The organism is Arthrobacter sp. H-02-3 (genome assembly GCF_003097355.1).
Classification (GTDB): Bacteria; Actinomycetota; Actinomycetes; order Actinomycetales; family Micrococcaceae; genus Arthrobacter; species Arthrobacter humicola.
In genome coordinates this window covers 1-25267 of the sequence record NZ_PYUI01000003.1, presented here as the reverse complement: position 1 = coordinate 25267, position 25267 = coordinate 1, and the positions used below count along the sequence as shown (strand labels likewise).

Sequence of the window (25267 nt, the reverse complement as noted above, 5' to 3'; positions counted from 1 at the left end):
CACGTCATTGAAATCAACGCTGTACGAAGCGTTTTTGTTCCGGACGGCTGAACCGGCCGGACAAATACTCAAGTATACGGCAGTGGTGCACACGAGGTAAAGCGAGTAGCCGGGCGGCGCGGACCACGTAAGGAGTACCCGCCTGCCTGGTCCGGCCTTAAACGGCGGGCCCCACGGCCGGGCCTCAATGACCGGGCCATGGGGCCTGCGGGGGCTCCCTTGAACCGTGATGCGGGCGGTGCCCGAGGATCCGGAAGGTGCCGGGCGCCTAGGCCTGGCTTCCCGGGGTGTCGACCCCGCCGGGCGCGGCCAGCGTTTCGGCATCCGACGACGTCGCCGTCGGGGGAGCCGGAGCCGGGACCGGGACCGGAGCCGGTCCGGTACCCAGGACGCTCCCGATCCCCTTGAGTGCGTCGCCGACCTCGCTGGGAATGATCCACAGCTTGTTCGACGAGCCCTCGGCGATCTTCGGGAGGGTCTGGAGGTACTGGTAGGCCAGCAGCTTCGGGTCGGGGTTGCCCTTATGGATGGCGTCGAAGACCTTCTGGATGGCCTGCGCCTCGCCGTCGGCCCGCAGGATCGCCGCCTTGGCGTCGCCTTCGGCCTTCAGGATGGAGGACTGGCGCTGGCCTTCGGCGGTGAGGATGGCCGATTGTTTGGTTCCCTCCGCGGTCAGGATGGCGGCGCGGCGGTCGCGTTCGGCCCGCATCTGCTTCTCCATCGAGTCCTGGATCGAGTGGGGCGGATCGATGGCTTTGAGCTCCACCCGGGAGACGCGGATGCCCCATCGTCCCGTCGCCTCGTCGAGCACTCCGCGGAGCTGGCCGTTGATCTGGTCGCGCGATGTCAGCGCTTCCTCGAGGTTGAGCCCGCCGACCACATTGCGCAGTGTTGTGGTGGTGAGCTGCTCCACGGCCTGGATGTAGTTCGCGATCTCATAGGTGGCGGCGCGGGCATCGGTGACTTGGAAGTACACCACGGTGTCGATCGAGACCACCAGGTTGTCCTCGGTGATGACGGGCTGCGGCGGGAAGGAAACCACCTGCTCGCGGAGGTCCAGCAGCGGCAGCAGGCGGTCCACGAACGGAATGAGCAGGGTGAGGCCGGGATTCAGGGTGCGTTGGTATTTGCCCAGCCGTTCAACGACGCCGGCCCGGGCTTGCGGAATGATCCGGACCGACCGGACCAGCACAATAATTACGAACGCAATCAGTACCAGCAGCACAATTGCGATTGCGATATCCATACATCACCTATTCCCCAGTTGTTTGATTTTGGTGTCGCTGTGGCAGATCCGCGGCGGTGCGGCCCGCTGCCGGTGCCGCAGGATGTCCTGCCGCCTCTTTATTGGATGGCCGATTCCGGCTGCGGGGCCACGATCGCCGTGGCACCGTCGATGGCGCTGACCACGGCCTGCTGGCCTGGCGCGAGCACCCCGGATTCGGACCGTGCGCTCCAGACGTCCCCGCCAATCTTGACGAGGCCGCCGGTCTCGCTCACTGCCTCCATGACGAGGGCGGATTCGCCGATAAGTCTTTCGATGTTGCTGCGCTGGTCCGCCGGGCCCTTGTGGAGGTGCTTGAGGGCCACCGGCCGGACAAAGCCGATCATCAGCAGGGACACAACGCAGAAGGCGATGATCTGCAGCCACAGATCGGCGCCGGCGAAGTCCGCCACCAATCCGGCGAGGGCACCTCCGCCGAGCATGATGAAGAACAGGTCCAGGGTGAGCATCTCGACCACGGCAAACAGGAGGAACAGGGTGAGCCATAGCGCCCACCAGTTCTCGAGCAGCCATACAGACATCAATTCCCCCTTGAGTTCCGGGAGCTGGAAGCACAGCTCCTCAGTAACTGTCTTTCCATCCTAAACTGAAGGGCAACGACTGGACCCGGGCGCCGAAAATTGGTGGACAACGTGGCCAAGTCGTTACGTGCCGGGCTGATTCCCCGCCCCGGGGACGGGTTCAGCGGTGCGGACGCGGTGCAGGCGTGCCGCGGCGCCGCGCCGGGTCAGCTCGCGGGAACCGGTTCGAAGACGCTGATCCGGAATCGGGCCGAGACGGCGGTGCGCGGCGGAAGTCCGGCCTCAAGCGCCGCGAGGGCGCTCCGGTCCAGATGGTGTCCCGCCGGACCCATCAGGGCAAGGTTGGTGACGTCGCGCGGGCTCAGGGAGAGAGCCAGGTCCAGATCCCGGGTTCCGACGGGAGCGAAGTGCGTGCCCAGGGATGCCGCGAGCCGCTCGTCCTTGGCCGGCTCGATCCCCAGCATGCCGGTCTGTCCGGCGATCTCGGCCAGGTGGCCGGGCCGGGGCGTGACCACCACGAGGCGGCCGCCGGGCCGGAGCACCCGGGCGAACTCCGGCGCGTTGCGCGGCGCAAAGACCACCGTAACGAAGTCGACGGCGTTGTCCTGGACCGGCAGAGGCTGCCAGACGTCCCCGGCCACGTTGAGGGCTTCCGGGTTCATCCTGGCGGCGCGGCGCAGCGCGAACTTGGAAATGTCCAGACCGATGGCCGCAGCCGAAACACTACCCGCCGGAGGGCGCTCGGGGTCCGCCCCCTCGGATTCAGCCCTGTCCTGGTCAAACCTGTCCAGCAGTGTCCTGAGGTAGTGGCCTGTGCCCGTTCCGGCATCCAACACCGTGGGCCGCCCGCCCGGTGAAGCTGCGAGCGCCGGTAAGGCCACCTCGGCAACGGCATCGGCCAGCGGCTGATAGTGCCTTGCGGAGAGGAAGTCGAAGCGGGCCGCGACCATGTCCGCGCTGTCCGCCTCAAATACCGTCCCCTTGCCGACCAGAAAGTTGAAGTACCCCTGCTTGGCGGCATCGAAGCTGTGGCCGGCGCCGCACTGCAGGGTCGGGGCGCCAGCGTCGCTGGACCGGAGGCTGGTCCTGCACACCGGGCACAGCAGGGGGAAGTCGGGGGCGGGAGGCATACCTTCATCCTAAGCGCGGATGCCGGGGGAGCTTCGCGGAATCGCCCCTGCGGAATCGGCCTCGGGGGATCGGGGGTGGGCCGGAGGCATCGCCGCTGGGACCGCCGCGTCAGCTGATCCGCTCAGCCAGGGCCACGATGATTCCCTCCGGACCCCGCACGTAGGCCATGCGCCAGACGTCCTGATACTGGCCGATGCCACCGACCAGCCCGTACCCCTCCCCGGCCAGCCGATCGACGTGCGCCTGGAGATCATCGACCTCGAAGGCAACACTGCGCAGCCCGAGTTCGTTGGCCATGCCGGCGGGCGATCCCGGCTCGGGGTCGGGCCGGACGAAGCTGGAAAGCTCCACCCCTGAACCTCCGTCAGGCGTTCGCAACATAACGATCTCTGTACGGGAATCAGGGATCGCTATGACCGTGTCGATGAACTCGCCCTCCACGAACGTCCGGCCCTCAATCTCGAGACCGAGTCCAACGAAGAACGCTGTCACCTTGTCGAGGTCCTGGACCGTGACGCCGACGTGGTCGAACCGCATGATGCGTGACATGAGCAAAGCCTCCAAGTGTTCGTTCCAAGCCGCCCAAGACCGAGCCTACGGTGAAATCACGGCGCGAGGAACACCCTCGAAATAGGAGCTGATCGAAGGGATAAGACATTCCGTCGGTATCGGCGGGAATCGACAAAGGACATGTCCCCAGTCCGCGCCGCACCGGACCGGCGTGAGGTATTTCACAGTCTGCTTACCTCGCGTTAGGCTCGCAAGCGTGAAATCCGAACATCTACCGCTGCTCAATTCCGTTTCCACCCCCGCCGTGCATCCGGACGGCTCACGTGCCGTGGTGTCCGTGATCCGCCCGGACTTCGATGCCGACACCTACGTGGGCCAGTTGTGGACCGTCCCGCTGGGCTCGGACCACCCTGGTCAGGTCCCCCTCGATCCGGACCGGCGGCCCCGCCGACTGACCCGCGGTTTCCGTGACACGGCGCCGGATTTTTCCCCGGACGGCCGGGCCCTTGCGTTCCTGCGGGCGGCCGCGGGCGGGAAGCCGCAGCTCCACGTCGTGGAAGCGGCCGGCGGCGAACCCCAGCAACTCACCGCAGCACCGCTGGGTGTCAGCTCGTTTGCGTGGTCGCCCGATTCCGGGAGCATCGTCTTCAGTGCCAGGACCCCGGAGGAGGGCCGGTACGGCAGCGTCGACGGTGTCGGTGCCGGCAGCGAGGACGCCCGGCTCATCACCGACTTCAAGTACCGGATGAACGGCCTTGGCTACACCGCCGACAAGCCGCTGCAGCTGTTCATCGTGGACGTGCCGCCGCTTGACGCTGAACCGAAGGTCGCCCCGGCCGGACGCGCATTGAAGGCCCTCGGCGCCGCGGCCGATCCGCATGAGCCCGCCGCCAGCCTGCTGCCGGCCGCCCGGCAACTCACCAGCGGGGCGGCCGATCACGACGGCGCAAGCTTCAGCGCCGACGGCGGCACGATCTTCTTCACCGCGGCCCTCCACGAAGGGAGCGACACCGACCTCGTCAGCGGCATCTACTCGATCCCCTCCGCCGGAGGGGAGCCGGAGGCCATCAGGCCGGCCGATGCCGGGCGGCAGAGCATCAGTGCCGTCCGCCAGTCAGCCGATGGCCAGTGGATCTTCTTCCTGGCCCAGGACATGGGACCCTCAGGCCACGACTTTGTCGCCAGGAACACCGCCCTGTTTGCCATGCCGGCAACAGGCGGCCACGCCACTGCGCTCAGCGATGTGGAGACCTTGGACCTGTCCGGCGGCAGCCGGATCGAACTGCGCGGCGCCGCGGGCGCCCTGGTGCTGAACAACGCGCGGGGAACCGTGGAACTGCACGAGTTCCTCGTCGACGGCGGCCACACCGTCCTCCTGGACGGCAACCGGGTAGTCACCGGCGCCGTCGACGGCGGAGGCTCCCTGGTGGTGAGCTTCAGCGACTCCACCACGGCCGGCGACGTTGCCGTGCTCGACGGCGGGCAGCTGCGGCGGCTGACGGATTTCTCCGCGCCGCTGCGGAGCGTTGCGGACATCGGCGAGCCGCAGGAACTCACGATGCCCTCGACCGACGGCTACCCGGTCCATGGCTGGCTCGTGAAACCCGCAGGCCCCGGCCCGCACCCGGTGCTGCTGATCATTCACGGCGGCCCGTTTGCCCAGTTCAGCGTGGCCTTGTTTGACGAAGTGCAGGTCTATGCCGGGGCCGGCTACGCCGTGCTCATGTGCAACCCGCGGGGCTCGGCCGGCTACGGGCAGGCCCACGGGCGGTCCATCAAGGAGCGGATGGGCACCGTGGACATGCAGGACGTTCTGGCCTTCCTGGACGGGGCCGTGGAGAAGTTCGACGAACTGGACGCTGCCAACGTCGGCATCATGGGCGGATCCTATGGCGGCTACCTGACGGCCTGGACCATCAGCCACGACCACCGCTTCCGGGCGGCCATCGTGGAACGCGGCTTCCTGGATCCGGTGAGCTTCACCGGGTCCTCGGACATCGGCTGGTTCTTCGGCGGTGAATACACGGGCCGTACGGCGGAGCAGATGGCCGCCCAGAGTCCCATGGCGCGAGTGCACAACTTGCGGACGCCGTCGCTGGTGATCCACAGCGAGGATGACCTCCGCTGCCCCGTGGAGCAGGGCCAGCGCTACTTCACGGCCCTCAAGCAGCAGGGGGTTGAGACCGGATTCCTGGTCTTCCCGGGCGAGAACCACGAGCTATCGCGCTCCGGGACCCCGCACCACCGCAAGCAGCGCTTCGACGAAATCCTCAAGTGGTGGGCCCGCTACCTGCCGTCCGGGAAGAATCCGGCACCGCAGCCCTAGTCCTCCGCCGGGTCCGGCAGGAAACCGAGTTCCTGCCGGGCCCGGCTGATGTCCGGCTGGGCCCAGCGGGCGGAGTATTCAGCGTTGTTGCTGATGGAGCGCAGCTCGGCCCGGTCGAGGTACAGGATGCCGTGCAGGTGGTCGGTTTCGTGCTGGACAATCCGGGCCTGCCAGCCAGTGAAAGTCCGCTGCAGCTGTGTGCCGTCCGGTGTTGTGAAGTCGAGCTGGACCGACTCCGGCCGCAGCACGGCAGCCTGCAGGCCGCCGACGGAGAGGCACCCCTCATAGAACGCCACGGACGTGCTGCCAAGGGACTGATAGCGCGGGTTCAGCATGGCAAAGAACGGCAGCGGTTCCCGTCCGCGGACGGCAGCCACCTCGGGATCGACGGCAAACTGGTCCTCCAGGACGGCGATCTGCAGGGGGATCCCGAGTTGGGGTGCTGCCAGGCCAACGCCCGGTGCCTTGTGCATCACGCTGCGCATGAGGTCGATGAGGTGACCGAGTTCGGCGTCGGTCACCTGGCCTTCGAACGGCGCGGCCACGTGCCGGAGGACTGGATGCCCGGCCTGGACGATCGGTGGCAGGATGCCCGCGCTCAGGATCTCCTGGACGGTCTCCTGGATCCGGGCGGCGCTGTAGTCGGTGGGCCTGGCGTCAATGGACATGCCCTCAGACTACTGGCGGCCGCAGGCAGTTGTAACAAAATCGTAGATCTGTCCCCGAAGTTTGTCGCCGGCAGCGATCTTTAGGACGCCCTCCCGGCCCGCCACTGTGATGCGCAGCGGCAGGAGCGTGCCCACTTTGTCTTCGGCCACGGCGTGGGGATCGCAGCGGGCTGGCCGGATTCCAAGCCGCAGTTCCGCAACCGCCCCGCCGGCGCGAACCGTGACCGCCCGCGGCCACGGGGCAACCGGCGACTCCGCCAGCAGGGTGGTTTCGTCAATTCGGTCTATCACCAACTCACCGGCGCCCGCTCCGCCGGTGCCCCCTGCCTTGGCGGCGGCCGGTGTAACGAGCAGACGCACGACGGCGGTCCGCCCGTCCGCGGCGACCTCAAGGTCCGGAGCCAGTGCGAAAGCCGCCACCGCTGCGGCTTCGCGGGTCAGGCACATCTCAGCGTTGTTACGCGCCAGGACCCCGAAGGGATCTTCAGCCGTGGTTGGGCCGGTGGCCGGGTCTGTTGCAGCGGCTGCTGGCGGCGCCAGCCGGAGGGTCACCTGCGCTGATCCGGTGGTTCGGGTGGTCCCGCCGGTTTCGTCCCCGGGCACACCGCGGGATGCACCAGTGCTGTTACATTCCGGCGCGGATAACGGTGCCGGCAGGCTCTTCGTCTGGCCGGGCGGCAGCACGATACCGCCGGCGGTCGCCGGCCAGGCGATCGGGGCCGCGAAGAGCGGCGTGCTCAGTTCAGCACCGAGGACCGTCAGAGGAGCGACCGTGGTGTTCGTGAGTTGGATTTCGATGATCTGATTGCTGTAGTTGTCGCGAAACTGGTTGAGTTCAACGGTCACCGGCCCGGCGGAGGTGGCTGTCGCTGCGGCTGTTGGAGCGGAGGGCGTGCCCGCGGACCCGCCACCGGTGTCCGTGCTGCAGGACGCTGCGGCACCCAGTACGGCCACGGCGGACGCTGCGCTGCACAGTGTGCGGAACAGTGTGCGGAACACTGTGCGGCGCCGCCGCGGCACCGAGAGGCCCTCCATGTGCACAGTCTATTCCGCGCCACGGTCACCCATGGGCCGGGCGGCCACGGGAGCTTCAATGCATGGTGAACCGGCGCGCGATCAACGAATTCATCGCCGGGACCGCGGCCACGCCGCCGATGGCCCGATTCCGCGCTGCCAAGAGGCCGTCCGCGAGGGGCCGGCCCAGGGCCATGTTGATTTCCGCCCGGCGGGCGGCCTTGGCGGCTGCCCTCAGGCGGGCGAGTTCAAAAGTCCGCAGACGGTCCGCCACATCGTGACCGCGCGCCGCTGCCGTCATGATCGGCGCCAGGTCCGCGGCATCCAGCCAGCCCAGGTTCATGCCCTGCCCGCCGATGGGGCTCACCTCGTGGGCCGCATCCCCAATCATCACCACCCGGCCGGCTGCCATTCGGCGCACCAGGCGCGTGCGGACACCAAAGCTGCTGAGCATGCTGTTGGTCCCGGGATCGATCTCGAATCCCGTCCGGTCCCGCACACACTGCATCAGCCACCGGGCATCGCCGTCACGATCGCCGGCGGCCGGGTCGCGGGCAGCGAGTTCTCGGCCAATGAATTCTCGGGGGCCCAGCCGGACCACCCAGCGGCGCAGACGACCGGGCAGGGGAAACGACTCCACGATTCCGGCACCGGCCAGGAACAAAGCCGCGTCGGGACCAAAGCCGGTCCCGTCCGCGAAGTCGCCCATGAGGTAGCTGTCCGGATGGTCCTTGGTGCGCAGGGCGATGCCCTGCACGGACCGCACGGTGGACCGCACGCCGTCGGCGGCGATGACCAGCGGCGCCGTGTATTGGAGGGCGCCCCCCGGGGATGCGGCTTCCACCGTGACCCGGACGCCGTCGTCAGACAACCCAGTGACACGGACGGTGCGGTGCACAGCGCCGCCGTCGAGCTCGTTGACCCGCTGTTCCAGCAGCGCCTCGGTACGGCCTTGCGGCAGGGACAGGACGAACGGGAAGCGGTCCGAGACTCCGGCGAAGGACATCGTGGCGAGCGTCCTTCCGCGGGCCAGGGCGATGCCGCGGCGGATTTGGACGCCCTCGGCAACCAAGGTTTCCCCGACTCCTGCGCGGGAGAGGGCCTCGAGGGCCGGCGGATGGATGCCGATGGCCCGCGAATGGGGTTCCGGCGCGCTCCGTTGCTCCAGCACCTGCACCTCCACCCCCTCCTGGAGCAGCAGGGCGGCCATGAAAAGTCCCACCGGGCCGCCGCCGATGATCAGCACATCAGCCACCGGCGGGTGGTCCTTCCGGGTGGCCGGCGTCGGCGGTGTCCAGCAAAAGGAGGTTGCGGAAGGGGGCGTGGCGGGCAACCGTCCAGCCCGGGGGAGCGGCGGCGGTCAGTTCCGCTGCGGTGAAGCTTCGCCGGATCGAGGTCAGCCCGTCCTGCCGGATGTAGGAGCCGGTGAACACCCAAGAGGCTGCACCGAAGAGCGCGTAGGCGGCGGGGCTGCGGCGGATGTCGTTGTGGATCACCGTGCCGCGGGACAGCCTGGCTGATTCGGCCAGGAATCCCGGCAGTCCGTCCAGGTGGTGCAGTACATGGTTGGACACCACGAAGTCATAGCGGCGGCCTTCTGCGACAAGCTCCGCGGCGGCCGCCTGGCGGAAGGTGATACCCGCAGACGCGTGCCGGTCCGTGGCGAACAGGCTGGCCCGCGGATCCGGGTCAATGGCCGTGATGTCCAGCCGCAGCCCGTCCCGGCCGGCCCAACGCGACAGCAGCACCGGAACATCTCCCCCGCCGCAACCGATGTCCAGCAGGGTCATCGGGGTGTCCGGGGTCAGCCGCGGCCGCACACGGCGCCGATAGATGCCGCGCCACCCGGCGACCGCGCGGTTGACGAGCGCGAACTGGGCATAGGTGCGCTCCAGTCGGCCGGGATCGCAGCCGGGCAGGTCCATCTCCTCGACGGCGTCGGACGCGCGGTCCCGCAGAAGGACCGAACGGAGTCGGTCCGTCGTGAACAGCCGCACGTTGGAGGGTTTCAGCGTGGCCGCTTTCAGGCCCGCACCGAGACCGGGCGCGCCGGGTCTGCGCCAGCGGTCTCGGCGTCGGGAGTTTCGGCGGCTGCGGCGGCCCGCCGCACCGGAAGGCGGGTGAAGAGCGCTGTTTCCACGGTCAGGCCCGGGCCGAAGGCCATGGAGCAGATCCGTTCCGCACCCGGATGGACTGCAGGAACGTCCTTCCCGTCCCGGTCCTCGCCGGCGGCCGGCAGGTCAAGGATGTGCTTGATGACGAACAGGACGGTGGCACTGCTCATGTTGCCGAAGTTTCGCAATGTTTCCCGGGCGGGGACAAGTTGTTCATCGCTGAGCTCCAGCCGGGACTGAACCTTGTCCAGGATGCTCCGGCCGCCGGGATGGATGGCCCAGTGCTGGATGTCGCCGTAGCGGAGTCCGTGCAGCGAGCCGTCCCGTGACAGGAGAGGTTCGAGGGCGCCGATAATGTGGTCGTCGATGATGTGCGGGACATAGTTCCCCAGAACCATCTCGAAGCCTTCGTCGCCGATGTTCCAGGCCATGGATTCCTCCCCGACCGGCGTCAGGACGGTTTCGAAGTGGTCCAGCTGCACCAGGGCAGGCTCACCGGGGATATCCCGGGCGGTGACGACTGCCGCAGCGGCGCCGTCGGCAAACAGCGCCGACCCCATGATGGTGTCGGGGTCGTTGGAGGTCCGGACGTGGAGCGAGCACAGTTCGGCGCAGACCACCAGGACCACAGCCTCGGGATCTGCCTCGCAAAAGGACTTCGCCGCCCGCAGCGCCGGGAAAGCGGCGTAGCAGCCCATGAAGCCCAGGTGGTAGCGCTGAACGGCCGGGTTCAGGCCCAGGGCGCGGACGATCTTGTAGTCCGGCCCGGGATTGAAAAATCCGGTACAGGAAACGGTGATCAGGTGGGTTACGTCCAGCACATCGACCCCGGGACAGGCATCCAGGGCTTTTTGGGCGGCTTCAATGAAGAGCTTAGTGGCTTCCGTGGCGAAGATATCGTTCCGGACCTTGGTGCTCGGGCTGAGCAGCAGGCCCGTGGCAGGGTCGAAGAATTGCGGATCTTGCGCCCGGCTGTCGGTGGTGAGCTCCTTGACGGCCGTATGCCGGGTGTCGATGGCTGCGGAGTCAAAGCAGGTGTTGACGAGCCGGGATCCGAGCCGCGTCAGGCCCGGCTGGGCGGCGAACACGGCCCTGGCCTCGGGCTGGACCAGAATGGTTGGCGGGACTGCAGTTTCCAAAGACCTCAGGTAGACCGTCATGGTTCATTCTCAGTGAGCCCGGCGTCAAAGACAATGCATGGAACGGAGATTCGGGGCGCCGGCGGCACTGGACAAGTCCGGCGCGTCGTAGCACGATCTCAGATGTGACCAGCATGCCCGCCCCGGATTCGCAGCAAAGTGATCCACAGCCACGAGACGAGCAACGCCTCCGCGATCTCGCGCGGCTGCGCCGCGTCCGTGACCGGATGGACAGGGAGTACGCGCAGCCACTAAATGTCGAGGCCCTTGCCCGCGGCGTGCACATGTCCGCCGGGCACCTCAGCCGCGAGTTCCGTCTGGCCTACGGTGAGTCCCCGTACAGCTACCTGATGACGCGCCGGATCGAGCGCGCCATGGCACTGCTGCGCCGCGGCGACCTCAGCGTCACTGAGGTCTGCTTCGCCGTCGGCTGCTCCTCGCTGGGCACATTCAGCAGCCGCTTCACCGAGCTGGTCGGGGTGCCTCCCAGCGTCTTTCGGCGGGAGGCAATGCGCACGACGGCGGGCATGCCGTCCTGCGTGGCGAAACAGGTCACCCGACCGGTCAGGAATCGAGAAGCGCGGGCCCACGAGCCGCAGCTAGCATGAACGCCATGGACATCACCATTCTCTCGAGTTTCCTCCCACACACCGATCCGGACGCCTCGCTGACCTTCTACCGCGACACCCTCGGATTCGAGGTTCGCAACGACGTCGGCTACGGCGGGATGCGCTGGCTCACGGTCGGCCCCGCCGGGCAACCGGGCACGTCAATCGTGCTGGAACCGCCGGCCGCGGACCCCGGCATCACCGACGACGAGCGCGGCACCATCGCCGAGATGATGGCCAAGGGCACCTACGCACGGGTCCTCCTGGCCACGACCGACGTCGATGGCACGTTCGAGCGGCTGCAGGCCAGAGGCGCCGAGGTCGTCCAGGAGCCCACCGACCAACCCTATGGGGTTCGTGACTGTGCATTCCGCGATCCCGCGGGCAACCTGATCCGCATCCAGGAACCGCGCTGAGCACTCCGCGGACCAGCCCATGAAACAGGACCGGGGCCGCCTCCCGATGCTGGTTAGATAGAGCACAGCGACGCCGACAGAGACCGCGAAGTCGGTCCCGTAGAACAGATGGAGACACCATGAGCATGGCCACGGGGACGGACACGGAGGCGCCCGCGCAGCAGATTGCCGATACCCACGACATGATCCGTGTGCAGGGCGCCCGCGAGAACAACCTCAAGGATGTCAGTATCGAGATCCCGAAGCGCCGCCTGACGGTGTTCACCGGCGTCTCCGGCTCGGGCAAGAGCTCCCTGGTGTTCGGCACGATCGCCGCGGAGTCGCAGCGGATGATCAACGAGACCTACAGTGCCTTCGTGCAGGGCTTCATGCCGACGCTGCAACGGCCCGATGTCGACCTCCTGGAAGGCCTGACGACGGCGATCATCGTCGACCAGGAACGGATGGGCGCCAACCCGCGCTCCACCGTCGGCACCGCCACCGACGCCAACGCCATGCTCCGGATCCTCTTCAGCCGGCTCGGGCAGCCGCACATCGGTTCGCCAACCGCGTTCTCCTTCAACGTCCCGACACGCAAGGCGAGCGGAGTAATGAGCACCGAAAAGGGCGGCAGGGTCGAGAGGAACGTGGTGCGCGACGTGGTGTACCAGGGCGGCATGTGTCCGCGCTGCGAGGGCATGGGCTCGGTGACCGACTTCGACCTCACGGCGCTGTACGACGACACCAAGTCACTCAGTGAAGGTGCGCTCACGATCCCCGGTTACAGCATGGACGGCTGGTACGGCCGCATTTTCAGCGGTTCCGGATTCTTCGACATGAACAAGCCGATCAGCAAGTTCACCAAGAAGCAACTGGACGACCTCCTCTACAAGGAGCCGACCAAGATCAAGGTTGAGGGCATCAACCTCACGTACGAGGGGCTGATCCCGAAGATCCAGAAGTCGATGCTATCCAAGGACGTCGACGCGCTGCAGCCGCACGTGCGCGCGTTCGTGGAACGGGCGATCACGTTCACGACCTGCCCCGAATGCGGCGGCACCCGGCTCAGCCAGGAGGCGTTGTCCTCAAAGATCAAGGGGAAGAACATCGCTGAGGCCTGCGCCATGCAGATCAGCGACCTCGCCGACTGGGCCCGCGGCCTTGACGAACCCTCAGTGGCCCCGCTGCTCGCCGGACTCCAGCACATCCTCGACTCGTTCGCGGGGATCGGCCTGGGCTATCTCTCCCTTGACCGGCCAGCGGGCACCCTGTCCGGGGGAGAGGCACAGCGGACCAAGATGATCCGCCATCTTGGCTCCTCGCTGACCGACGTCACCTACGTCTTTGACGAGCCGTCGATCGGCCTGCATCCCCATGACATCGAGCGGATGAACAGGCTGCTGCTCCAACTTCGCGACAAGGGCAACACCGTGCTCGTCGTGGAGCACAAGCCGGAGATGATCGCGATCGCCGACCACGTCGTCGACCTCGGCCCCGGCGCCGGCACCGGGGGCGGCAGCGTGTGTTTCGAGGGCACGGTAGAGGGCCTGCGGGGGAGCGAGACCATCACCGGGCGTCACATCGACGACCGGGCCAGCCTCAAGGACTTGGTGCGTTCGTCGTCGGGCACGCTGGAGATCCGCGGCGCGTCCATGCACAACCTCAAGGATGTGGACGTCGACATTCCACTCGGGGTGCTCTGCGCCGTCACTGGCGTCGCCGGCTCCGGGAAGAGTTCGTTGATCCACGGCTCAATCGACGGCCGCGAGGGCGTAGTGGTGGTCGATCAGAGCGCGATCCGCGGCTCAAGGCGGAGCAACCCGGCGACGTACACCGGGCTGCTGGACCCGATCCGCAAGGCGTTCGCGAAGGTCAACGGGGTGAAACCGGCGCTCTTCAGCTCCAACTCCGAGGGCGCCTGCCCCGCGTGCAACGGCGCCGGCGTCATCTACACCGACTTGGGAGTCATGGCCACGGTCGAATCTGTTTGCGAGGAGTGCGACGGGAAGCGATTCCTGGCGTCAGTGCTGGAGTACAGGCTGGGCGGCCGGAACATCGCCGAAGTCCTCGGGATGTCGGTGGCCGAGGCCTTGGACTTCTTCGACGACGGCGAGGCCAAAACACCCGCCGCGCACAAGATCCTGGGCCGGCTCGCCGACGTCGGCCTCGGCTACCTGACCCTCGGCCAGCCTCTCACCACGCTGTCCGGCGGGGAACGGCAGCGGCTCAAGCTCGCCACCCAGATGGCCGAAAAGGGCGACGTCTACGTCCTCGACGAGCCGACCACCGGCCTGCACCTGGCCGACGTCGAGCAGCTGCTTGGTCTTTTGGACCGCCTCGTGGATTCGGGCAAATCGGTCATCGTCATCGAGCATCACCAGGCAGTCATGGCGCACGCCGACTGGATCATCGACCTTGGCCCCGGCGCCGGCCACGACGGCGGCAGACTGGTCTTTGAGGGAACACCTGCTGACCTCGTCGCCGGACGTTCCACGCTCACCGGCCAGCACCTCGCGGCTTACGTCGGCGCCTGAACACGGCGGCGGCTTGCCGGCTTGTCCGGTGCCGGCAAGCACCGCATCCGCGGGCTGTCCCCGAAGCGCCTAGTCACTGGTTTGTGCCCTGAGATGTTGGCGCAGGCCGGGGATGGCGAAGTCGACTTTTCCGTGGCCGGCGGCTTCAATGAGGCCCGCTGCCAGCAGCCTTAAACGGTAGTTCGCGACGAGATTTGTCCTGGCGCCGATGCGCCGTCCGATGTCCCCGGCCACGGAGGGTCCGTCGTCCTCTGCCATGGCGTTCAGGAAGTCGAGGTCTTTGGGGGAGACGGTGGCGAGCGCGGCTTCGATCACGGTACGGGCGTTGCGCCGGTGTGCCGCCGCGATACCGCGTTCGACTGACTCGGGAGTGAGTGTTCCCTGGTTGATCTCCGCTTCCTTCCAGAGGAAGTATCCGACCAGTTGGATGAGGAACGGATACCCTCCCGTGGCTTCTGCCGCACGGCGGACCAGGGCGGGGGAGACCTCGAAGGATGCTTCGGCGAAGGTGTGGGCGAACGACTCTTCCACTTCCCGCACAGCGGCAGCGTGAAGGTCAATCTTGTCGGCCCGGCGGAGGAAAGTGGCGACCCCTTCGTTGAGCAGGTCCGACACTGCGGCCGGCAGTCCGGCGAAGACCAAACCAATGGGGAGACGGTCCTGGGTGAAGTGCTGGACACTGGCGGCCAGCTGGGCCAGTTCGCCGCGGTCGGCGGCATGAATCTCGTCTACCGTGATGACCAGGCCGGTGCCGTGCTTGTCAAGAAGCGTCAGGAGGTTCTGGCCCAGGGTCCGCCACGCTACCTGGCGTTCGGGCGGGAGCTGCGTAGTGATGCTGAAACCTGCGGCGGCCACCGCAGTGATGCGCCGGACCACCGGGCCAGTGCCGAGCTCTTCGGCGAGCTGGCGCATGGATTCGCCAATGCGACCCATGAAACCTGCGGTGGCGGTCTCGGAAATCACGGCCCAGCCGTGTTCGCGGGCGACATCGTGGGCGGCGCCGATCATCACGGTCTTGCCGATTCCCCGGGCGCCGGTGAAGATCGTCAGGAGGCCGGGGGCGCCGGAGCCCAGGCGCAGCCCATACTCGAACTCATCCAGCACACCGGCCCTGCCGAGGATTTCCGGCGGTGTGGCACCTGCCGAGGGTCGAAACGGGTTTTCCATCGGCGGGCTCCTATGAGTTCCTGTGTGTCTTGTGAGTTTGGTTGAACGCTATGAGCATATGTGAGTTCTGTGAGTTCTCGCGTGACGTGACGTTTGGGCGTCCATAACCTGGCTGGAATGGATCCAGGTTGCCGGCGGGCTTGTTCGTCACGTCCAGCTCGCTCGCCGGTTTCCGAGGTCGATCTCAGCCGCCGCCGATTCTGATTGTCGCGGCAGGCGCCGATACTTGGGCGATGCAGCTCAAGCGCCGAACTCTGAGACGCAGCTCTGATAGCACCGACACGCACAGGGTCGGGCTCCACTAAGCCACTTCCGGCTGATTACTTAACGCCGATAATCAACATTATGTAAAGTAGAGATTATTGGACCTGATGCAATATCGCCCCTCCTCCGCAAACCTTTCCGGCGCGGATCACGTCGACCCCAATACCCTGCTCTGGCCTGCGGAAATACTGCGTTCGTGGCCTCACTGGAATCGGGGTTGGAGCGTTGGCCTTAAACCAGCTAGGAGTGTTCTGCGGCTAAGTTCGGCCCCGGACGGCGGCTGGGAACGGCTCTGTGAAGTGTTTTTCCGAACGCATCCTGTCCAGGTCTGCTTTGGCTGGAACACCGCGGGGTTCTCCCCCCAAGCCTGCAGTGTCCTGACCGTGGTCAACTGGCCGGGAGAAATCGCCGCCGACTGGGTCGGCGCGGTCAGGAGCACATGAACGACGGGCTCGATCACTTTCCCTCCGAACGCGACACACTTGTGTCCGAATCCGCTTTTAACCGGCGGTTCAACCCTACGGCGAAGCTCTGGGCCTCTCCCCCGGCCTGGACAAACCCAATGTGCGTTGCGCCGCGGGATTCAAGGGTTTGTGATTTCTCAACGACGCGGATCCAGGTCTTGTTCGGTACGTCCTCTGCGAACCATTCATAGGCCAGGCTAAGTGCGGTCAATCCGTCTCCGGCATTTACCGACGCCACCATGAGCCGGCCGGCGCCCCGCAGGCCTTGAGGTAGAGACTCTAACCAATTTCGGCCTTGCGGCTGCTTCCAGACGTCGGGACGTGATCCGTCTTATCCCTCGCACTCAATGCAGTATTGGTGGCCGTCCTTTTCGCGAGCGAGCTGGGACCGGTGACGGACCAGGAAGCAGGAATAGCAGGTGAACTCATCCTGCGCCTGGGGTATGACCTGAACGATCAGCTCCTCGGCGACAAACTCGCCGCCCGGCGTCATCGCTTCATCCAGTGCGTCGGCCTCGTCCAACTCACGTGCAACGCTGCGGGCATCCGGTGCGTTGGCGGACTGCAACGCCTCAAGGGACCGGTCCTGGGATTCCTTGACGTCGGAACGTACTTCGTCGTAATCAGTTGCCACTGGGGTCATTCTCTTCTCTGACGTTCTTACCTGACGGAACTGCAACGTATATCACGGCTCCGTTGTTCCCCAGTCGAGAGGACCGGTTGGCCGGCCGCGGGAAATGTGTCGCGAGCCGACGGCGCGTCGTCGTGCGTGTCCCGCCAGGCGGTCGGTGCGGCCGCAGCAGCACGGTCTGAAATAGATAGACCGTGCTGCCCGGCGGGTGCGCCGCCTGCCGCTCCCTCGGCGTCGTGCCGTCAGTTCGCCTCGGCACCGACTCCTGCCTCGACGGCCCCGCCGGCGAGCCTGAGCCAGGTATCCACCACGGTATCGGGGTTCAAGGAGACGGAATCGATGCCTTCCGCCACCAGCCACTCAGCGAAGTCCATGTGGTCACTGGGACCCTGGCCGCAGATGCCCACATATTTGCCGCGCGCCTTGCAGGCCTTGATGGCCATGCTCAGGAGCTTCTTGACGGCAGGGTCGCGTTCGTCAAAGCCGTCCGAGACAATCGCGGAATCCCGGTCCAGGCCCAGGGCCAGCTGGGTCATGTCATTGGAACCGATGGAGAATCCGTCGAAGTAGTCCAGGAACTCGTCGGCGAGCAGCGCGTTGGACGGAATCTCACACATCATGATCACCTCGAGGCCGTTCTCACCGCGGGTGAGGCCGTTCTCCGCCAGCAGGTCAATGACGCCGCGGGCCTCGTCCAGGGTCCGCACGAACGGGATCATCAGCTTGACGTTGGTCAACCCCATCTCGTTGCGGACAAAGGACAGGGCCTCGCACTCGAGGTCGAAGCAGTCCCGGAAGGACGGCTCCAGGTACCGTGAGGCGCCGCGGAAGCCGAGCATCGGGTTCTCTTCGTGCGGCTCGTAGGCGGGACCGCCAATCAGGTTGGCGTACTCGTTGGACTTGAAGTCGGACATGCGCACGATCACGGGTTCCGGCGCGAAAGCCGCCGCGATGGTGGCCACGCCTTCGGCCAGGCGCTTGATGTAGTACTCGCGCGGGCTGTCGTACGCGGCGATCCGCTCGCGGATTTCCGCGGCGACGTCCGCCGGCTGCTCGGCCAGGTTAAGCAGCGCCTTCGGGTGGATGCCGATCTGTCGGTTGATGATGAATTCGAGCCGGGCCAGTCCCACTCCGTGGTTGGGCAGCTGCGCGAAGGTGAACGCCTGTTCCGGGGTGCCGACGTTCATCATGACCTTGATGGGAGCCTCGGGCAGCTGGGTGATCTCGGTTTCCTCGACGCTGAAGTCCAGGAGCCCTTCGTAAATAACACCGGTCTCACCGTCGGCGCAAGAGACGGTCACTTCGAGGCCGTCGGACAGGGCTTCTGTGGCGTCCCCGGTGCCGACGACGGCGGGAATCCCCAGTTCCCGGGCGATGATGGCCGCGTGGCACGTGCGGCCGCCGCGGTTGGTCACGATGGCAGAGGCGCGCTTCATGATCGGTTCCCAGTCCGGGTCGGTCATGTCGGCGACGAGGACATCGCCGGTCTTAAAAGCGGCCATCTGGTCGATCGCGGTGAGGATGCGGACGCTGCCGGCGCCGATGCGCTGGCCGATGGCACGGCCCTCGACCAGCACCCGGCTGGTTCCGTTGAGGCGGAAACGGCTCAGGCTTCCGGAGGCCCGGCGGGACTGCACGGTCTCCGGGCGGGCCTGCAGGATGTACAGGCCGCCGTCGATCCCGTCCTTGCCCCATTCGATGTCCATCGGGCGGCCGTAGTGGTTTTCGATGGCGACAGCGTGCCGGGCGAGCTGTTCGACGTCGGCGTCGCTGAGGCTGAAGCGGTTCCGCAATGACGCCTCAACCGGCACGAAGTCGATGGTGCGGCCGATTTCGCGGCTGGTGGTGTAGGTCATCTGGAGGGCCTTCTCGCCCAGTCCTCGTTTGAGGATGGCGGGGCGTCCGGCCTGCAGCGCGGGCTTGTAGACGTAGAACTCGTCGGGGTTGACCGCGCCTTGAACGACGGCCTCGCCGAGACCGTAGGAGGACGTGACGAACACGGCGTCCTGGAACCCGGACTCCGTGTCCATAGTGAACATGACGCCGGAGGCGCCGACGTCGGAGCGCACCATGCGCTGGATGCCTGCCGAGAGCGCCACCTCAGCGTGCTCGAATTTGTGGTGCACGCGGTAGGCGATCGCCCGGTCGTTGTAGAGGGACGCGAACACATCCTTGATGGCGAGCAGGATGTTCTCGATCCCGCGGACGTTCAGGAACGTTTCCTGCTGCCCGGCGAAGGAGGCATCGGGAAGGTCTTCCGCGGTGGCGCTGGAACGGACCGCCCAGGACAGGTCCTCCGAGCCGCCGTGCTTGTCCACCAGTTGCTGGTAGGCGTTCCGGATCTGCGCTTCGAAGTCCGGCAGGAAGGGCGTCTCGCGCATCAGGGCACGGATCTCCTGCCCGGCGGAGGCCAGGGCCGTCACATCGTCAGTGTCCAGGCCGACCAGCCTGTCGGCAATCTTCTTGTCCAGGCCGGAATCTGCCAGGAAGTTGCGGTAGGCATCCGCTGTCGTGGCGAAGCCGTCGGGGACCTGAACCCCGGCCGAGGTCAGGTTCTGCACCATTTCGCCGAGGGAAGCGTTCTTTCCGCCCACCCGGTCCAGGTCCTTGAGTCCGAGTTCTGAAAACCACAGGATGTCTGTCGTCATAATTACTGCTCCTTTGCAGAAGATGGCATGCAGGTGCACCGCCCCGCTCGCGGCGATGGCCGGTCGATGGGCGCAAGTCCTGTCCACACTGACAGGTCTGAGGCGCTCTTTCCATATGACGTCCGCCACACAGGGTTTGTGAAACTTTTCCCTAATGCTTGAGGTTCATCCGCTGCAGAATGGTGGCCGCCATTTCCTCCACGGAGACCGTGGCTGAATTCAGGTACGGAATCCTATGGGAGACGTATAACTGCTCGGCGCTGCGCAGCTCGAACCCGCACTGCCGCAGCGAAGCGTACGATGAGCCGCGGCGCCGTTCCGTGCGGATCTGGCTCAAGCGCAGGGGGTTGGAGGAGAGACCGAAACATTTCTCCACAAAAGGCCTCAGCGGCTTGGGGAGCCCTTCGCGTTGGAAGTCTTCATCCACCAGCGGGAAGTTCGCGGCGAAGATGCCGTGTTGCAGCGCCAGGTACATGGTGGTGGGCGTTTTGCCGCATCGTGACGGGGCCACCAGGATGACCTGGGCCTTTTCGAGCGCACGCAGGCTCTGGCCGTCGTCGTGTTCCATGGCGTATTCGACGGCGGCCATCCGGGATTGATACCGCTCCGCATTGCCCAGGCCATGCGCCCTGCCGGGTTCGCCGCTGGCCGGCGAACCGAGGGCCCGCTCCAGTTGTCCGACATGCGTACCGATCAGGTCCACGATGATCCCGTTGCACGTCGCCAGGACCTGCCGGATGTCGCTGCTGACCGCGGTGGAAAAGACGATCGGTTGGAGGCCGGAGACGGCCAGGCTGTCGATCGTGCCGACCACGGTCTTGGCCTGCTCTACGGTCGTGATGAAAGGGACCGTGATGCGGTCAAAGTTATTCGCCGGGAACTGGGTAAGCAGGGTGTTGCCGAGGGTTTCTGCGGTGATGCCGGTGCTATCCGAAAGGAAGTAGACAGGCCGAAGATCGTCTTTGGTCATGAACGCATTCTCCACCAGAGCGGACCTGGTCCGGTATCGGGCAGCCGGCGGGGTCCTTTCCGGCCTCTGGGTCCAGACGTAGACTGCTCGCGTACGAGGCGCCAATGCCACCAACTGTCGGGGAGATGGACATGAACTATGCAGGAACCGGGAACGAGAAGGCCGTCGCGGCAAGCGACCTGAGCCGGGCGCATGTCGGGCTGACCGTGAGCTTCCAGCCGGACGAATTTACCGTGGTCTTCGGCCGGATCGGCGCCATTGCGCGCAAGGAAGGCAGCGTGACCATCGCGCTGGAAGGCGTGGACGGCACGGGTGGCCTGCCGTCCCATTACAGCTTGTCTCCCGCCCAACAGGTCTACGTCCAGCCGGACATGCTCACTAATACGGAGTCGACCATCAAGGATTTGTTCGGCAAGGTGCAGGAGAACCTGCGGAGCCACAAGGGTGATCAGCGGCCCGACGCCGTCTAGGACACTTCCCGGCGTACGCAGGCTGAAGATGGCCTTCTTACTTTGACGACGTAGCCCGACTACCGCAGCACAGGGCCGTGGAGTGCCACTCCCCCGCGGTGACCGCTCCCTATAACTCCGAGGCGGCCCTCGCTAAACTTAAACTGCGCCGCAGAAGACGCAAAGTTCGCTTCGGGAAAGGCACGATCATGACCGACAACAGCGGCTTCGAGAACAGCCCGGATGAAGCGGGAACGAAGAAGAAGCCCGAAGAGCCAGACCTGCGGGGCCGTTACGTGGAAGGCAACTATGGCAAAGCCGGCGCGCAATCCGGCCGCCACGCGGAGGACGAGGAAGGCCAATATACCGAAGGGGATTACGGCGCGGCCGGCAGCGAGGGCGGCCTGCCCGAGCCCCTGGGCGACAAAGCCACGGAATCGGGACGGTATGTGGAGGCCGACTATGGCGACGCCGGGACTATTCGCGGCCGCACGGCAGAATCTGAAATAGGCCGATATTCAGAGGGCGACTACGGCGCGGACGGCACCGTAGATGCCACCCGTAAACCCGGTGAGGATTCCGGCCCACATACCCAGAAGTAGTCCAGCGGCCCGAGCATCGACTACCCCGGTCGGCGAACACCGCCGTCCGCGTTCAGAGCTGACTCCCGCCTGGGGCACCTGTGTTGAGCACCCATTGACCCGGTACACCCCCGGACCCGGAAAAATACGGCTCAGAAGGCCCCGCATGATATTCAAGCTCAACACTGCAGCGCTGCGTCACGCCAAGCGCCTGTGGACCGCGTGTCGCCGCGGTCGTTACAAACAGCAAGACAGTGGATATATTCTCGAACAGGGCAACTGCGCCACGCGTCCGACGGCGGATCGAATCGCCAATCTCACGGGTTCCTCTCGCTCCCCCGCAGACCACAGGCGCCCGCGACTGTGCTGGTAGAAGGCCCGGATGAAGCAGGTGGCCCAGCGGGCCCTCCATGTGGCGCAATCACGTTTTCGCCTAAACAACGGCGAACACGAAGGGCGGAGCCGGACTGACGCGTCGAAAAACTTCGTCAATCGCCGGGCACCCGGTATTGCGAACTACTAAGCCTGCTGATTGAATCATGCTTACGGCCGCATTCCACGGCCAGTCCACGGAAAGGAAGTACAGTCATGGGGATTCTCGCTTTTCTCATTCTCGGGCTTATTGCAGGGGCCATCGCCAAGGCACTGCTTCCCGGCCGGCAGGGAGGCGGCTGGGTAGTCACGCTCGTGCTGGGCGTCGTGGGCGCGATCCTCGGCGGCTGGATCGGATCGTTGATTTTCGGAGGAGGCCTCGGCGACTTCTTCGACCTGCGGACCTGGCTCCTCTCCATTCTGGGCGCCGTCATTGTGCTGCTCATCTTCGGCGCAGTAGCCGGTCGCAGAAGCAGGGCATAGGGGCCGCCGCGCCGTCCAGGCGCTAGAATTGTGTTGACCCTCCAGTCCCCCAGCTTGGAGAGTCGGGAGCCTCCGCGCTTGAGTCCTTGACTCGCGCGGAGGCTTTCCTATTGGACCGATGCCGCGTGAGCGTGCACCGCCGCCGGGAAATCGCACCCGCCGAGCCGGTCCCGGCATGGCCTCCATCCGATTTTCCGTCCAGCAGCGGTTGACGCGTAGGATTTTTCCTAAATAGGAGGTGCTGTGACTGTCAGAACGAAAGCCTCGCCAGCCGACCTGCTCTTCGCTGCACTGGCCAACCCGACCAGGCGGGACATTCTTTTTCTCCTGCTTGGTGGCCCTCGAACTGCCGGCGAAATTGCGAGCAGTTCGATATGGACCGGCCCAGCGTGTCTGAGCCCATGCAGCTCCTCCTGGACCGGCGCCTGGTTTCCGAGCACCGCGTTGGCCGCGCGATCCGTTACACCTTGACGCCCGAGCCCCTGGCAGACGTCGCCTCTTGCTTGTCTCCATTGGAGATGTTCTGGCGCGGCCGCCTGAAAGACTTGAACACCACCCTCGACAACCTCAAGGACCCCTGATGTCAGCCACATTGACCGCGATTGGGCTCGACGAATTTCTCCCCCACCCGCCCTCGAAGGTGTGAGGTGCGCTCACAGAACTGGACCTGATCGCCACGTGGCTCATGGAGAACGACTTCTAGCCGGTGATCGGCCACCGATACACCATGCCGGGAACACCGGTGCCTGCCGCTGGCTTCAACGGCCTGATCGCGAGCGAAGTGCTCGAAATCGATCCGGAAAGACTTCTGCGGATCTCTTGGCGGGATGCCAATGCCGGCAACAACCTGAGCAGCACCGTCACTTGGACGCTGCTCCCAGAAGGCAGCGGTACCCGCTTCTTCCACGCGCATGAAGGATTTGACCCGGAGGAGCCCAGCCACGTGATCGCCCACCGTATTATGGGCGGCGGCTGCGCGGACAAATACTCCCACGACTCTCGGAGACTCTGGCACAGGCCACCCGAGCGGGACTCTAGCCAACGTCATTGCGACTGCCCCGCCACGAAGGCTGCACTGCCTAAACTCGCGCACCCAAACCTGACCCGAACTTCCAAGGGTGCAAGAGCCGCTTGCAGCATTGCCTCAGTAGAATCGGCTCGATTGTTGGAGAAGCGCAGCGACCGGACGCCAGCTCTCAAACGATTTTTGGGGATTAGGTCAGCACCCTCGTCGAGCACAGGCCCATGCCGCTATTTTTGTCGGAGGGTCCTGAGATGCTGTGGGTGTGGAGAGCAGAGCAGCCTCGAGTGTGGATTGCGGCGCGGACGCGGCGGTGGAGGCCGTTGCCGCGTCTGTGGCTGTGCTGGCTGCCTTGCTCGGGTCCGGCTCCGACGGCCCGGACCGCCCTGATCCGGCCGCCGCCGATGCCCTGCGGGATGCCAATGACCTGGGGGACTCTGATGCCCTCCGGGGTGCTGGTCGGCCCGGCGCCGGTGGTGATCCGTTGCGGGATTTGGCGGACGGGTTGTTGGACGGGTTGGCCGAGGTGGCCCGGTTGGAGGCCCGGACGGCGGCGCTGAAGGTTCAGCTGGCCGCCGACTACGCCCGGGCGGCGAGGTTCCTGGCCCCGCCGGCGGGATCCGTGCGGGACCGTGCCGTCCAGGAGATGGCCCTGGTCGCCGAGGTCGCGTGTGTCCTGACCGTGAGCGAACGCACCGCCGGGGCGCTCTTGTCCGAGGCCCGGGCCTTGACGACCGGGCTGTCGCTGACCTGGGCGGCGTTGCGGGCCGGGACGATTTCCTGGCAGCACGCCCGGATCCTTGCCGAGGAAACCGGCGGCCTGGATTCTGCCGGGGCGGCCTCGCTGGAGGGGCATTTCCTGGACCCCGCCGCGCCCGGGGCGGCCCGGGGCTGTGCGGCCGGGGAGCTTGTGCCGTCCCGGTTCCGGGCCAAGGCCCGCACCTGGCGCGAACGCCACCATCCGGAGAGCATCGAGGCACGCCACACCGTGAGCGTCGCGGACCGGCGGGTCGAGTTCGTCCCGGACCGGGACGGCATGGCCTGGCTTTCGGCCCGGCTCCCGGCCGAGACCGCGGCCGGGATCTGGGACCGGACCACCGCCGCCGCCCGGGCCCTGCAGGGCCCGGCCGAGACCCGGACCCTGGCCCAGCTCCGCGCCGACATCACCGCGACCTGGCTCCTCACCAACGGCACCGGCCCCACCCCAGGCACCACAGCCGCAACAGCCGGCGGCGGCAGCGACGGCGGACTTGCCGGCGGCGGGACCAACGGCGGACTTGCCGCGGGAGGGTGTGAGGCCGGGTGTGTGGTTGGGGGTGTTCCGGTGCCGCGGGCGCAGGTCCTGGTCACCGTTCCGGTCCTGTCGCTGCTGGGCCTCACGGACGAACCGGCCGTCCTGGACGGGTACGGTCCGATCCCGCCGTCGATGGCCCGCCGCCTCGTCAGTGGCGGCGCCGGTTCCTTCTACCGGGTCCTGACCGATCCCCGGGACGGGGCGCCGCTGGAGATCGGGCGGAGCAGTTACCGTTTGACGGCGGCGCAGCGGCACTGGCTCCGGCTCCGTGACGGCAGGTGCCCGTTCCCCGGCTGTAACAACCATTCCCTCGACAACGAGGCGGACCACCTCCTGGCCTGGACCGACGGGGGCACCACCGGCATCGCCAACCTGGGCCAGCCCTGCCCGAAACACCACCGCCTGAAACACTCCTCGGCCTGGACACCCGTCGGGGCCACCACAACGAGCCCGCCGGGCTGGATTTCACCCTCAAAACGCTACTACCCGAGCGAGCACCAGGACTGGGAACCACCCCGCTGGGCCGCCCACCTCCCGATCACGGCCACAACCACAGACCCATGGCCGGAGCGAGGCGTGCCCGCGGATCCCGAGCCGGAACTGCCCCCGGACCCCTTCCCCGACTGGCACCACTTCACGGCCGGGCACCCATTCCCCGCCGCAAACACCGACGACCCC

Annotated in this window: 23 protein-coding genes; 10 read left to right on the top strand and 13 right to left on the bottom strand. The window is 66.3% G+C overall.

Annotated features, from left to right (window positions below):
* Nucleotides 1-268: 268 nt before the first annotated feature.
* From C9424_RS04160 to C9424_RS04145, 4 genes are all read right to left on the bottom strand, one after another.
* Nucleotides 269-1246: an SPFH domain-containing protein gene (locus C9424_RS04160; protein ID WP_237563286.1), complete on the bottom strand. Its 978-nt coding sequence runs from the start codon at nt 1244-1246 to the stop codon at nt 269-271.
* A gap of 98 nt (nt 1247-1344) precedes the next feature.
* Nucleotides 1345-1806: an NfeD family protein gene (locus tag C9424_RS04155; RefSeq protein ID WP_116765669.1), complete on the bottom strand. Its 462-nt coding sequence runs from the start codon at nt 1804-1806 to the stop codon at nt 1345-1347.
* 206 nt (nt 1807-2012) lie between these two features.
* Nucleotides 2013-2936: a putative RNA methyltransferase gene (locus C9424_RS04150; RefSeq protein WP_116765668.1), complete on the bottom strand. Its 924-nt coding sequence runs from the start codon at nt 2934-2936 to the stop codon at nt 2013-2015.
* A 109-nt stretch (nt 2937-3045) separates the two neighbouring features.
* Nucleotides 3046-3486 carry a VOC family protein gene (locus tag C9424_RS04145; RefSeq protein WP_116765902.1) on the bottom strand — a complete coding sequence of 147 codons (441 nt, stop codon included), beginning with the start codon at nt 3484-3486 and terminating at the stop codon, nt 3046-3048.
* Between the two features lie 217 nt (nt 3487-3703).
* Between C9424_RS04145 and C9424_RS04140 the strand changes: the two genes are divergently transcribed.
* The gene (locus C9424_RS04140) at nt 3704-5773 is read left to right on the top strand and encodes a S9 family peptidase (protein WP_116765667.1); all 2070 of its coding nucleotides are present in this window, start codon (nt 3704-3706) and stop codon (nt 5771-5773) included.
* On the opposite strand, the gene C9424_RS04135 is transcribed toward C9424_RS04140, so the two are convergent.
* The 5 genes from C9424_RS04135 to C9424_RS04115 form a co-directional block, all read right to left on the bottom strand.
* Nucleotides 5770-6441 (bottom strand): peptide deformylase, encoded by a 672-nt coding sequence (locus tag C9424_RS04135; RefSeq protein ID WP_116765666.1) that lies wholly within the window; start codon nt 6439-6441, stop codon nt 5770-5772. The genes C9424_RS04140 and C9424_RS04135 overlap by 4 nt on opposite strands.
* Before the next feature lie 9 nt (nt 6442-6450).
* Nucleotides 6451-7476, bottom strand: a complete 1026-nt coding sequence (locus C9424_RS04130) for a hypothetical protein (protein ID WP_237563285.1) — start codon at nt 7474-7476, stop codon at nt 6451-6453.
* A gap of 55 nt (nt 7477-7531) precedes the next feature.
* Nucleotides 7532-8710 carry an FAD-dependent oxidoreductase gene (locus C9424_RS04125; protein WP_116765665.1) on the bottom strand — a complete coding sequence of 393 codons (1179 nt, stop codon included), beginning with the start codon at nt 8708-8710 and terminating at the stop codon, nt 7532-7534.
* The gene (locus C9424_RS04120; protein WP_237563307.1) at nt 8703-9380 is read right to left on the bottom strand and encodes a class I SAM-dependent methyltransferase; all 678 of its coding nucleotides are present in this window, start codon (nt 9378-9380) and stop codon (nt 8703-8705) included. Before C9424_RS04120 ends, C9424_RS04125 begins: the two co-directional genes overlap by 8 nt.
* A gap of 98 nt (nt 9381-9478) precedes the next feature.
* The gene (locus C9424_RS04115; RefSeq protein WP_116765664.1) at nt 9479-10729 is read right to left on the bottom strand and encodes a type III polyketide synthase; all 1251 of its coding nucleotides are present in this window, start codon (nt 10727-10729) and stop codon (nt 9479-9481) included.
* Between the two features lie 113 nt (nt 10730-10842).
* Between C9424_RS04115 and C9424_RS04110 the strand changes: the two genes are divergently transcribed.
* From C9424_RS04110 to C9424_RS04100, 3 genes are all read left to right on the top strand, one after another.
* Nucleotides 10843-11316, top strand: coding sequence for a helix-turn-helix transcriptional regulator (locus C9424_RS04110; RefSeq protein ID WP_116765899.1), 474 nt, complete (start codon nt 10843-10845; stop codon nt 11314-11316).
* The gene (locus C9424_RS04105; RefSeq protein WP_237563284.1) at nt 11313-11732 is read left to right on the top strand and encodes a VOC family protein; all 420 of its coding nucleotides are present in this window, start codon (nt 11313-11315) and stop codon (nt 11730-11732) included. The genes C9424_RS04110 and C9424_RS04105 overlap by 4 nt, the downstream gene beginning before the upstream one ends.
* A gap of 119 nt (nt 11733-11851) precedes the next feature.
* Nucleotides 11852-14245 carry an ATP-binding cassette domain-containing protein gene (locus C9424_RS04100; RefSeq protein ID WP_116765663.1) on the top strand — a complete coding sequence of 798 codons (2394 nt, stop codon included), beginning with the start codon at nt 11852-11854 and terminating at the stop codon, nt 14243-14245.
* 69 nt (nt 14246-14314) lie between these two features.
* Here the strand turns inward: C9424_RS04100 and C9424_RS04095 are convergent, their stop codons facing one another.
* The 4 genes from C9424_RS04095 to C9424_RS04080 all read right to left on the bottom strand — a co-directional run bounded on the left by C9424_RS04095 (nt 14315) and on the right by C9424_RS04080 (nt 20389).
* Nucleotides 14315-15412, bottom strand: a complete 1098-nt coding sequence (locus tag C9424_RS04095; protein WP_116765662.1) for an ATP-binding protein — start codon at nt 15410-15412, stop codon at nt 14315-14317.
* A 1059-nt stretch (nt 15413-16471) separates the two neighbouring features.
* Nucleotides 16472-16774 (bottom strand): DUF4193 domain-containing protein, encoded by a 303-nt coding sequence (locus C9424_RS04090; RefSeq protein WP_116765661.1) that lies wholly within the window; start codon nt 16772-16774, stop codon nt 16472-16474.
* Between the two features lie 239 nt (nt 16775-17013).
* Nucleotides 17014-19419 carry a phosphoenolpyruvate synthase gene (gene ppsA, locus C9424_RS04085; protein ID WP_116765660.1) on the bottom strand — a complete coding sequence of 802 codons (2406 nt, stop codon included), beginning with the start codon at nt 19417-19419 and terminating at the stop codon, nt 17014-17016.
* A gap of 151 nt (nt 19420-19570) precedes the next feature.
* Complete coding sequence (locus C9424_RS04080; protein ID WP_116765659.1) at nt 19571-20389, bottom strand: pyruvate, water dikinase regulatory protein; 819 nt, start codon at nt 20387-20389, stop codon at nt 19571-19573.
* A 104-nt stretch (nt 20390-20493) separates the two neighbouring features.
* Here C9424_RS04080 and C9424_RS04075 point away from each other — a divergent pair, with 104 nt between their 5' ends.
* From C9424_RS04075 to C9424_RS04050, 6 genes are all read left to right on the top strand, one after another.
* The gene (locus tag C9424_RS04075; RefSeq protein ID WP_237563283.1) at nt 20494-20859 is read left to right on the top strand and encodes a hypothetical protein; all 366 of its coding nucleotides are present in this window, start codon (nt 20494-20496) and stop codon (nt 20857-20859) included.
* 188 nt (nt 20860-21047) lie between these two features.
* Nucleotides 21048-21440, top strand: a complete 393-nt coding sequence (locus C9424_RS04070) for a hypothetical protein (protein WP_116765658.1) — start codon at nt 21048-21050, stop codon at nt 21438-21440.
* Between the two features lie 567 nt (nt 21441-22007).
* Nucleotides 22008-22274 (top strand): GlsB/YeaQ/YmgE family stress response membrane protein, encoded by a 267-nt coding sequence (locus C9424_RS04065; protein WP_116765657.1) that lies wholly within the window; start codon nt 22008-22010, stop codon nt 22272-22274.
* Nucleotides 22275-22663: 389 nt separating this feature from the next.
* Entirely contained in the window at nt 22664-22855 is a 192-nt protein-coding gene (locus C9424_RS21620) for a hypothetical protein (RefSeq protein ID WP_202615783.1), read from the top strand.
* A gap of 146 nt (nt 22856-23001) precedes the next feature.
* Nucleotides 23002-23685, top strand: coding sequence for an SRPBCC family protein (locus tag C9424_RS22195; RefSeq protein ID WP_202615765.1), 684 nt, complete (start codon nt 23002-23004; stop codon nt 23683-23685).
* Nucleotides 23636-25267 (top strand): DUF222 domain-containing protein (locus tag C9424_RS04050; protein WP_442862010.1); only part of this gene is annotated, 1632 nt, incomplete at its 3' end. The genes C9424_RS22195 and C9424_RS04050, both read left to right, overlap by 50 nt.